The following is a 9,759-nucleotide window of genomic DNA, read 5'->3' on the forward strand; positions in this document are numbered from 1 at the left end:
GAAATGGGCTGGTCAGGCAGCGATCTGGGGTTCGGGGTGGGCACAGGGGACGCACATGCCGAGCGAGGCGGGGATGGCGTATCCGGCATCCCGTCGGCACTCGGGGCAGGTACGGCGTGCGCGGTTGGCCTTGGCGAGCGCGGCCCGCCTGGCAAGCGTCATCGGCCGCACTGACTTGGCCAGGTCGACGCGGTAGAGGTACGCGGTCAACAGCTCGCGTCGGCGACGCGGACGCAGGAGCTGAGCGGCGATGCCCTGCCCGCCGGGCCGCAGATCGCGGGCCCACAGCTGGCGGCGGGTCGCCAGCCCCTCGGGGGCCAGCTTCCACGGATAGGTAGGCAGACCGAACCGCTCGCCCGTGGGGTCGAAGCAGTCGGCCAGCGTCAGCCGCATCACGCGGCCTGTTGCTCGTCGCGAATCTCCGTCAGGCGGGCGCTGACCCAGCCGACCGACCATCCGGTGCGGTCCGCGATGGTGCGCACCGAGTCGCCCGCAGCGTGCCCGGAGCGGACCGTGGCGAGTGCGTCCAGCTCGTTCATCTTGTCGGCTGCGGGGGTGTTCACCGCTCGCGGCGCGGGGGTCTGCTTGGGGCGTGCGGCGCGTTCACGAGCGGCGGCCTCAGCACGTTCACGAACCTGGCGTTCACGCTGTTCACGTTCGGCCCGCTCCTGCTGTTCACGGCGCTCGCGGTCGGCCCGCTCGCGTTCCTCGCGCTGTAGCTCGTACTGGCGCTGCTCATGCCGGGCTCGCTCCTGCCGCTCGGCTTCCTCGCGACGGAGACGTTCCTCATGTTCGCGCTGCTCACGCCGCTCGTTCGCCTCGCGCTCGGCGCGCTGGGCTTCGAGCCATTCGGTGTGCTCGCGCTTCTCTCGCTCAGCGCGTTCACGGACCTCACGCTCGCGTTCACGCTCGTCCCGGGCGGCCTGTTCACGGGCCTTGCGCTCGGCGCGTTCACGCTCGGTCTGCTCTGCCTGTTCACGAGCGATCTCGTCCAGTCGGCGAGTGATCGCGCGGCGGTAAGCGAGCCCGGCTTCACCGGTCGCGATGAGCAAGGCGGGGGCGACGACGTGAACACCCACGCCGACCAGATCACCCTTGAGCGCAGAGTCCCCGATGTTCAGCGCGACCGTCATCAAGCCGGTGAGCCAACGCAGGATCGCCGGCCACCTTCCCGCGTCGCCCCCGAGCCGTGCCACCGTGGAATCCAGACGGATCACGATGACCACGGCAGAGTCGACCACGAGCGGCAGGATCGGCGCCGTCCATCCCCACCCGGCGGGCATAGTGCGCTGTACCAGCGGCGTGACCGTCAGGACGCTGAAGAGGACCGCCCCGAAAGTGATGCTCCAGGTGCCCAGGCTCAGCGTGCGTTCCGCGCCCACGAGTTGCTTGGACGCCATGGCAGCGACCTTCATGCCGCCACCCCCGAGGAACCTCGCCGCCCCTTGCGCCGTCCGTTGACGGTGGGCAGGGCCGGGTCCGGACCGACCGCGAGGTGCCAGCCGCCGCCGGAGCGCTTGGCCAGGTACATCGCCTCATCCGCGCGCCGCAGCCACCCCGCAAGCCCCGGATTCGGGACCTGGCGAGGGTGGGACCACACGACACCGGCAGAGAAGCCCACCGGCACCTCGCAGTCCTCGAACACGGCCGGAACGGTGAGCTGTTCACCAAGGCCGTCCATCGTCCGGTCAAGATCCGCGTAGCTGAGTACGGGCAGCACGGCCGCGAACTCATCCCCGCCGAGCCGGGCCACGATCCCACCGTGCTGGTCGGCCCACGCGGCCAGGCGACGGCCCACGATGCGGATCACCTCGTCCCCTGCCGCGTGGCCGAGGGCGTCGTTGATCTGCTTGAAGCCGTCCAAGTCCAGGACCATCACCACACGCGGACCCCGCAGGAGACTCGCCGCAGCACGCTCCTCAAACTCGGCGCGGGTTGCGAGCCCGGTGAGCGGGTCGCGGCGCGCGTCCGTGATCCGGCGGCGCAGTTGCAGCGCGTGCCAGGACCAGCCAGCCGCCAGCGGCACAGCCGCCGCGGCAGCAGCCACCAGCTCGATCACGCCGCCGCCCCCTTCCGGGCCCGACGGGAACGCGGCACCGGCCGCGCCATCGGCACGACGTTGAACAGCTCCGGGGCGTGCTCCTCGATCGCCTGAGCGGCGACGCGGATCGCGTCGTCCGGGAAGCCGGGGTTCTCGGCGAGGATGTCGCGGGCCGCGTCCAGACGGGCCGCCCGCTCCAACTCGCTCTCACCATCCACCCCCAGCCACAGCTCAACCGGGGTGCCAAGGGCCAGTTCGATGAAGTCGTTGCTGGTCACGGCCTGGTGGCCGCTGATGTACGAACGCATGACGAAACTCCTGATCACTGGAGGGATGGGAGAGATGCCGGGGCGGGCGCGGCTTGTGGAAGAGATGGCGCCCGCCCCGGGGCGGAAGGGTGAGTGCCCCGGCCGGGAGTCGAACCCGGCCTTCGACCATCGGGGCGGTGGTGCGGAGTCAGAACCAGCGGCGGCGCTTCGGGGGCTCGGGCACCACCTGCTTGGCCATCGCGTAGGCGGCGTCATGGTCGGCAGCCGGGTCACCGATCGGGCGCTTCCCATCGAGCCAGGCGCGCGTCTGCTCCTTCTTGATGGCTTCGGCGGCATCCCGGACCGCGTACATCCGGTCGTAGGTCTCCTGGCTACGGGAACGTCGCTTCTGCGAGCCGTTCTCAGCGCCGGGGGTGTCGGACGTCGGATACTTCGGGGTGAACAAGCCCATGACAGGTCGTCCTCACGGTTGACGAATCCCCAGCCGGACTGACCGAGGGGAGGCGTGCCCCGGCCGGGAGTCGAACCCGGCCTTGCGACCATCGGGGCGGAAAATCTGAAGTGCGTCATCGTCGCTGCTCTGACGCCAGCAGGGCGGCCCACACCAGGCGGCACCCCAACATCAAGGTGGGGTGTTCTCCGGAGCTGGTGGGCTTGGCATTGCCGCCGACGACATCACCCGGTCGACGCGGGGGCGGTCTCACTCTTGCCGCCACGTGCGTTGGGGCCCCGCTGTACTTCCCCACACCCGAAACCCGGGTGGCGCTGCCAAGCGCGTAGGGGGAGAGCCACGTCCATCACAGCGGTTTGCCCCCGGACCCTCGCCCTAGGCACCTACCGCGACCGCCGCTCTCGCGTCAGCCCCGCACGATCACTGTCCAGTTGTTGTGCAGGTCAAGCAGGTCGTACGAGCACTCCGCCCCTTGCGGGACCGAGTCACTCACCCAACTCCATCTCAGAGTGCACTCTGAGGCAGAGTGCGTCAAGTGCCCTCGCGGAACAAGCAGCGTGGGACGCTGGTTCTAGCTCTGAGGCTTGGGCACTATGAGGCAGAGACAGAGACGAGACCTGGGGTGCAGATGGTCGAGTGGACCGGCAAGTTCGCCTACCAGCAGGTAGCCGATGACCTGCGGCGACGTATCGCGGATGGCGAGTTCGCCGACACCGGACAGCTCCCCTCGTACGGGGAGCTTCAGAAGGGATACGGGATCACGGTGACCGTGGCCCGTACCGCCATCAACCAACTCAAGACCGACGGCCTCGTGGTGAGCCACCAGGGCAAAGGCGTCTTCCTGACCGCTGGCGCCGACAGCGCCGCCGCACAACTCGCCGATCCGGTCGGGGCCATGGCGGAACTGCGTGAGGAAGTCGAGAAGCTCCGGACCGAGGTCGGGGAGCTGCGCCAGCGCGTCGCGACCCTGGAAGGCGGATGACCTTCCGGCGGGCCGAGGTGGGACCTGCAGAGCCGTGGCGTGTGGCATCTGAACCTCCTCGTTCGGTGTGCCACAAGTTCACCGCCACGCCGCCGAAACGTGTATCACGTTCCGCTACCTGACAAATTCGAAGCGGTTTTATACATCCGCTTACACATGCGCTATCACGAATTTCCATAGGCATAGTCGAGCCGCTACACTCACGGTTCCGACCAGCTATCTAGGAGGGGCAGATGGCTCGGAAGCACTCAGATTGGAAGCCCGAACTTCTGCGAATGCACCGCGAGGAAATAGGGCTCACTCTGGAAGATACGGGGGAGAAGCTCCGCGAAATCGCAGAGCGTCACGGCTTCAACATTGCCGCAAACTTCCAAACAATCTGGGGCCACGAAAAGGGTTCGGTGTATCCCGGTCCGCACTATCGCCGGGCGTACTGCCGTCTCTATCGTCGCAATGAGGCCCAACTCGGCTTCCGTAAAGCCCTGCCCGGAGAGGATGCCCCTGTGGAATCCGTACCGGCGCCCGCTTCCGCTGAGCGAAAGCTCCCCGCCCAACCGGACGCAGTACGTAAAGCGCTGAGCAGCATCCGCGAAGGTACCGACGATGTCGACAGTGAGGCTCTGCGCAATCGGGTGGTCAACGCATGGAGCGGCCACACAGCAGGGGCAAGCACCGATGGGCCGACCGTGATCCTGGTCGGGGGGTACGCCGGATCGGGGAAGTCTGAGTTTGCGAAGTTCCTCGGAGGGCTCACCGGCTGGCCGATCCTCGATAAGGACTCGCTGACGCGCCCGCTGGTCGACCAGTTTCTCGTCTCGCTGGGCGGGAAAGCGCACGACCGGAGTTCGGATCTTTACCGGGAGAAGGTTCGGCCACTGGAATACCAGTGCCTCATCCAAGCCGCTTGGGACAACTTGGATTGCGGAATCTCGGCGATCCTGGACGCACCGTTCATTACTGAGTTCGCCCAAGCCGACTGGATGCAGCGTTTCCAGAATCGCTGCCGATCCAAGCGGGTTTCGGTCGCCACCATATGGGTTGAGTGCGACGTCGAATCCATGCGCGAGTACATCGAATTCCGTGGCGCGGCACGCGACGCCTGGAAGATGGAAGCGTGGGACGAATACGCCTTGGGGCTCGATCTGAAGTTCCGCCCTCAGGGGCCGCACTTCGTCGTCGACAACCGTCTTGGTGCTGCCGTCGCCCTGGTCGACGAAGCACGCGACGTGCTGAGCGGCGGTGGGCTGTGACATCGTCCGGCGTGATCCTCTACGGGCCGCCCGGCTCCGGCAAGGACACCATCACCAGGGAACTGACGCGGCTCCGACCGGAGTTCGCGCTCTTCGAGCGGCTCAAGGCCGGTCCCGGGCGTACAACGGGATACCGGCTCACGACCGCGGACCGCATCGAAGAGCTGTCGCGTGCGGGAGAACTCCTCTACCACAACGCCCGCTACGACGCTGAGTACGCCATCGACCGGCAGGGCATCGCGGCCTTGGTCGACGCCGACCGCATCCCGGTTCTGCACATGGGGCAGGTCGTAGGGGCCAGCGCGGTGGCCGCCTTCCCCCTGCACTGGATTCGTGTACTCCTGTGGTGCCCCCTGGACGTCACGGAGTCGCGTTCCGTCGGCCGCGGAGACAAGGACGTCGAGGCTCGGGTGAAGGTCTGGCATGAGACCCGAGAGGACCTGTTGGACAACGAAACCGCGCCTTGGACCCTCACCCTTCGGACCGACCAGCTCAACCCCACCGAGTCCGCCAACGCCATCATCGACGCCCTCGCGGCGACCGCCTCAGCCGAGTGCCGGAACATCCGGGAGCTTGTCGGATGACGACGCTCGGCATCCTGCACCCGGGCAGCATGGGAGCCGCCGTCGCCGCTCAGGCGCGGCGCTCCGGTGCTGAGGTTCTGTGGTGCCCGGTCGGTCGCAGTGCCAGCAGCAAGACACGGGCAGAGAGGTACGGGCTCACGCCGGTACGAGCGCTGAGCGAGCTGACCGAGCGGGCCGACATCATCCTGAGCCTGTGCCCGCCGGCCGTTGCCGAAGACGTGGCACGGGCCGTCGCGGCGTGCTCGTACGCCCGCATCTATGTCGACGGGAACGCGGTCTCCCCCGCGACGATGGCGAACATCAGCGCCATCGTGCAGCAATCCGGGGCGACCGCCGTGGACGGCTCCGTGATCGGGTCACCCCCGTCGGACTCGAAGAGCCCTCGCCTCTACCTCTCCGGCCCCGCCGACGCGCTGCCCCCGGTCGCCCGACTCTTCGAGGGGAGCGCCGTCCAGGCGCGCGCCCTGTCCGGCGGCATCGGGCAAGCATCCGCTCTCAAGCTGTCGTACAGCAGCTACCAGAAGGCCAGCCGCGCACTGGCCGCCGTCGCCTACGCCCTCGCCAGTGACCACGGAGTGGAGGGGGAACTACTGGACATCGCCGAAGGACGTACGACCAGCTACCTGGCAGAGACGGCGTACTTCCCCAAGGTCGCCGCCCGGTCATGGCGCTGGGGCCCGGAGATGAAGGAGGCGGCGCATGCCCTCGAAGAGGCTGGGCTCCCCTCTGATCTGGCCGACGCCGCGGCAAGCGTGATGGAGAGGTGGGCAGGACTCAAGGACACGACACCGGATCTCGCGCTCGTACTAGAGGAGCTGCACACGGGCCCGAACGGGGAGTCAACCTAGACCGTGACCCCGCGCAGTACCTCGATGGCCTCCACGATGCCCGGCGCCATGACGTCGGGCCCGGGGAGGCCATCGGTCCACTCGCGGCCGTTGGCCACCCAGAGCGTCCGCAGGCCTGCCGCCCTTGCCCCACCCATGTCCGTCTCGGGGTTGTCGCCGACCATCCACCCTCCGGCGCTGAGCAAGGCGCCGCATTCCGCCACCGCGGCCTCGAAGAGGCGGCGCTCGGGCTTCCGCGCTCCCGCCTCCCCCGAGACGCAGATGCCGTCGAAGAACGGGGCGAGACCGGTCGCAGCGAGCTTGGCGCGCTGGATGTCGCCCGCGCCGTTCGTCGCGATGCCGATGGTCCATCCCGCGCGGCGCAGGGCTTCGAGCCCTTCCCGGGCCCCGGGGAAGCAGCGCACCGAGTGCGCGACGCCATCGACGTACTCGTGCCAAAGGTCGTCCGGGGCGTCGCTGAGATGGAGGATCGCCCGCAGGTCCACGAAGTCCTCAGGGTGAGCCCGCTCGCTGAGCCGATCGCAGATGATGGCCTCTGCCTCATGGGGCAGGGCACGCGAGCGCACGAAATCACGGGCCCAGTCCTCAAGGCCCGCGGTACGGTCGATCAGAGTGTTGTCCAGGTCGAAAAGTGCCAGCACACAGCGACGCTACGGGATCGGCCGTCCGTCCACGCTCCGTCTCAGTTTCCGTCTCGTTCATAGCCGTACGCGCCCGTTCACAGCCGTACGCGAGACTCGCCCGCCGCCATCCGGCGTACGGGTATGAACGGCCCTGAACAACCACGGATCATGCCCTGACCAGCACGAACAGACCTCGAAAGCGAGTGTGGCGCAAGTCACCGAGGGTTCAAATCCCTCCGCTACCGCTGAAAATACCCCTCCGACCACGGAAACGTGGTCGGAGGGGTGTTCTGCGTGGTGCGCGGGTCCGGACGCCCGCGGGTTCGGGAGGGGCCCGGACGGGCTCAGACAGGCAAGGTCCAGTCGTTGACCAGCAGCCGTGCCCGGGCCGCGTCGTCGGCGAACACCAGTACTTGATGGCGCCATCGCGGAGGCCCGGGCCGGTGCCGCCGGATGCGCACCCGACGCCAGCGCGGACGGGCCGGGACCGGGACGGTGGTGGAGCGGATGCCGCGGGCGCCGAGGAAGGCGCGGACGGCCTCCGCCGCCTCCGTGGTGGCGACGCGCGCCACCGGCACGAGCAGGCCGTACGGGTAGCGGCAGCGCCGGGTCAGCGGTGGCCTTCCGCGGTGACCTGCTCCTTCTCGTGGGCGTGGTGCTCCTCCTGGATGGCCAGGTACTCCTCGGCGGTCGGCTTCGGGATCTGTCCGTCCCGGCCGAAGTACGCCAGCGAGAGCCTGGCCCGCAGCCGCTCCGTCCAGCCGATCTTGCGGGGGACGCCGTTCTCGTCGACCCCCTTCGGCGCCTCGACGGGCCGGAGCTGGTCGTGCGCGGTGAGGAAGGCCCGGTCCTCCTGCGCCAGCGGCTCGTGGATCTCCACGAACTCGCCGTGCGGCAACCGGGTGATGATGCCGGTCTCCCGGCCGTGCAGGACCTTTTCGTGGTCACGGCGCTGCAGGCCCAGACACCAGCGGTGGGTGACGATGTAGACCAGCACCGGCACCACGAAGAAACCGATGCGGACGAACCACGTGATCGCGTTGAGCGAGATGTGGAAGTGCGTCGCGAAGAGGTCGTTGCCGCCGCCCACGAGCAGCAGCAGATATTCGGCGACCCAGGCCGCGCCGAATGCCGTGCGGCGCGGGTTGTTGCGCGGCCGTTCGGCCACGTGGTGTTCGCGCTTGTCGCCGGTGAGCCACGCCTCGAAGAAGGGATAGAGCCAGATCGCCAGGAACACGCTCGGGAAGATGATCAGCGGGATCAGCACGCCGAGTACGAGGGTGTGCCCGAGGAAATTGATTTCCCAGCCCGGCATCACGCGAATGAGCCCCTCGGAGAAACCCATGTACCAGTCGGGCTGGGCGTCGGTGGTGACCTGGTCCGGCCGGTAAGGGCCGTACGCCCAGATGGGGTTGACCTGGGCGATGGCGGAGATCACCGAGATGATGCCGGTGGTGAGGAAGAGGAAGCCGCCCGCCTTCGCCATGTAGACCGGCATGAGGGGCAGGCCCACGACGTTGCCGTTCTTCCGGCCGGGCCCGTGCCCCTGCGTGTGCTTGTGGTAGAAGACCAGGATCAGGTGGGCCACCAGCAGCCCCAGCATGATGCCCGGGATCAGCAGCACGTGGACGGTGAAGAGCCGGGGCACCCAGATGTGCCCGGGGTACTCCCCGCCGTAGATGAACATCACCAGATAGGTGCCGATGATCGGCAGCGACAGGATCGCGCCCTCCATGAACCGGATGCCCGTGCCGGACAGCAGGTCGTCGGGGAGCGAATAGCCCATGAAGCCGTCGAACATGCCGAGGATCAGCAGCCCCGCGCCGCACAGCCAGCTGAGCTCGCGCGGCTTGCGGAAGGCGCCGGTGAAGAAGACGCGCATCATGTGCACGAGCATCGCCACGACGAAGATGAGCGCCGCCCAGTGGTGCAGCTGACGCAGCAGCAGGCCGCCGCGGACGTCGAAGCTGATGTCGACCGTGGATTTGTACGCCTGCGACATCAGCACGCCGCTCAGCGGTGTGTAGCTGCCGTGATAGACGACCTCGTCCATGCTCGGTTTGAAGAACATCGTCAGATAGACGCCGGTGACGATGATGAGGAGGAACGAGTAGAGCGCGACCTCCCCCAGCATGAAGGACCAGTGGTCGGGAAAGATCTTCCGGAGATTCCCCTTGGCGAGCGAGTAGAGGCCCACCCGGCCGTCGGCCCAGTTCGCGAGCCGTTCGCCCCGGGATTCCCCGCCGGCGGGTGCCGGTCCACCGGCGGAAGTCCCGGCAGGAGTACCGGCGGGGGTCCCATGCGTGTTCGTCATGCGCCGCGCTCCTGCGTACCGGGGAAGCCGTCCGAAACCGCGATAGCTGTTACCACGGTCACATCTTCCATTGGTTTGCGGCATAACACAGGATTTGCCGGGGAGTGTCGGCCTCGCCCTGTACGTTCACCCCTGCCGGGGCCGGTGGTCAGCCCAGTTCCTCCCCCACCACCTCCGCGAACGCCCTGATGCGGGAGTTCTCGCGGGCGCGGTTCCAGACCAGGCCGAGGGCGGAGTCGGGGACGCCCGTGAGCGTCACGTAGGCGACGTCGCGGCGGCGGTGGTAGTCGGCCGTGGACTGGCACAGGAGCATCGCGCCGCGGTTCGCCGCCACGAGGGTGAGGCCCTCCTGGAGGGTGGAGACCATGGGGCCCGCGGGGACGGGCAGGCCCTCGGG

13 protein-coding genes are annotated in these 9,759 nt (G+C 68.1%); 4 read left to right on the forward strand and 9 right to left on the reverse strand.

Features of this window, described 5'->3' with window-relative positions; all coding sequences use genetic code 11:
• Positions 1 to 12 precede the first annotated feature (12 nt).
• The 5 genes from K6I34_RS23590 to K6I34_RS23610 form a co-directional block, all read right to left on the reverse strand.
• On the reverse strand, positions 13 to 393 hold the full coding sequence (locus K6I34_RS23590) for an RRQRL motif-containing zinc-binding protein (protein WP_229328350.1): 381 nt from the start codon (positions 391 to 393) through the stop codon (positions 13 to 15).
• Complete coding sequence (locus K6I34_RS23595; protein ID WP_229328339.1) at positions 393 to 1,415, reverse strand: DUF2637 domain-containing protein; 1,023 nt, start codon at positions 1,413 to 1,415, stop codon at positions 393 to 395. Before K6I34_RS23595 ends, K6I34_RS23590 begins: the two co-directional genes overlap by 1 nt.
• The gene (locus tag K6I34_RS23600) at positions 1,412 to 2,059 is read right to left on the reverse strand and encodes a GGDEF domain-containing protein (RefSeq protein ID WP_229328340.1); all 648 of its coding nucleotides are present in this window, start codon (positions 2,057 to 2,059) and stop codon (positions 1,412 to 1,414) included. The genes K6I34_RS23595 and K6I34_RS23600 overlap by 4 nt, the downstream gene beginning before the upstream one ends.
• On the reverse strand, positions 2,056 to 2,349 hold the full coding sequence (locus K6I34_RS23605) for a hypothetical protein (RefSeq protein ID WP_229328341.1): 294 nt from the start codon (positions 2,347 to 2,349) through the stop codon (positions 2,056 to 2,058). Before K6I34_RS23605 ends, K6I34_RS23600 begins: the two co-directional genes overlap by 4 nt.
• A gap of 148 nt (positions 2,350 to 2,497) precedes the next feature.
• A complete protein-coding gene (locus tag K6I34_RS23610) occupies positions 2,498 to 2,761 on the reverse strand; it encodes a hypothetical protein (protein WP_229328342.1) in 264 nt (87 codons plus the stop codon).
• 628 nt (positions 2,762 to 3,389) lie between these two features.
• Here K6I34_RS23610 and K6I34_RS23615 point away from each other — a divergent pair.
• From K6I34_RS23615 to K6I34_RS23630, 4 genes are all read left to right on the forward strand, one after another.
• Positions 3,390 to 3,743, forward strand: coding sequence for a winged helix-turn-helix domain-containing protein (locus K6I34_RS23615; RefSeq protein WP_229328351.1), 354 nt, complete (start codon positions 3,390 to 3,392; stop codon positions 3,741 to 3,743).
• Between the two features lie 233 nt (positions 3,744 to 3,976).
• Positions 3,977 to 4,993 (forward strand): AAA family ATPase, encoded by a 1,017-nt coding sequence (locus K6I34_RS23620; RefSeq protein ID WP_229328343.1) that lies wholly within the window; start codon positions 3,977 to 3,979, stop codon positions 4,991 to 4,993.
• A complete protein-coding gene (locus K6I34_RS23625) occupies positions 4,990 to 5,577 on the forward strand; it encodes a guanylate kinase (RefSeq protein WP_229328344.1) in 588 nt (195 codons plus the stop codon). Before K6I34_RS23620 ends, K6I34_RS23625 begins: the two co-directional genes overlap by 4 nt.
• Entirely contained in the window at positions 5,574 to 6,425 is an 852-nt protein-coding gene (locus K6I34_RS23630) for an NAD(P)-dependent oxidoreductase (RefSeq protein WP_229328345.1), read from the forward strand. The genes K6I34_RS23625 and K6I34_RS23630 overlap by 4 nt, the downstream gene beginning before the upstream one ends.
• Here K6I34_RS23630 and K6I34_RS23635 read toward each other — a convergent pair.
• The 4 genes from K6I34_RS23635 to K6I34_RS23650 form a co-directional block, all read right to left on the reverse strand.
• Positions 6,422 to 7,066, reverse strand: a complete 645-nt coding sequence (locus tag K6I34_RS23635; protein ID WP_229328346.1) for an HAD family hydrolase — start codon at positions 7,064 to 7,066, stop codon at positions 6,422 to 6,424. The genes K6I34_RS23630 and K6I34_RS23635 overlap by 4 nt on opposite strands.
• 326 nt (positions 7,067 to 7,392) lie before the next feature.
• Positions 7,393 to 7,626 carry a hypothetical protein gene (locus tag K6I34_RS23640; protein ID WP_229328347.1) on the reverse strand — a complete coding sequence of 78 codons (234 nt, stop codon included), beginning with the start codon at positions 7,624 to 7,626 and terminating at the stop codon, positions 7,393 to 7,395.
• Between the two features lie 32 nt (positions 7,627 to 7,658).
• Positions 7,659 to 9,362 (reverse strand): ubiquinol-cytochrome c reductase cytochrome b subunit, encoded by a 1,704-nt coding sequence (locus K6I34_RS23645; RefSeq protein WP_229328348.1) that lies wholly within the window; start codon positions 9,360 to 9,362, stop codon positions 7,659 to 7,661.
• A gap of 148 nt (positions 9,363 to 9,510) precedes the next feature.
• Positions 9,511 to 9,759, reverse strand: a 249-nt coding sequence (locus tag K6I34_RS23650) for a LysR substrate-binding domain-containing protein (RefSeq protein ID WP_229328349.1), incomplete at its 5' end; no start/stop codon positions are given.

This window comes from Streptomyces sp. UNOC14_S4, from assembly GCF_020740835.1.
GTDB lineage: Bacteria > Actinomycetota > Actinomycetes > Streptomycetales > Streptomycetaceae > Streptomyces.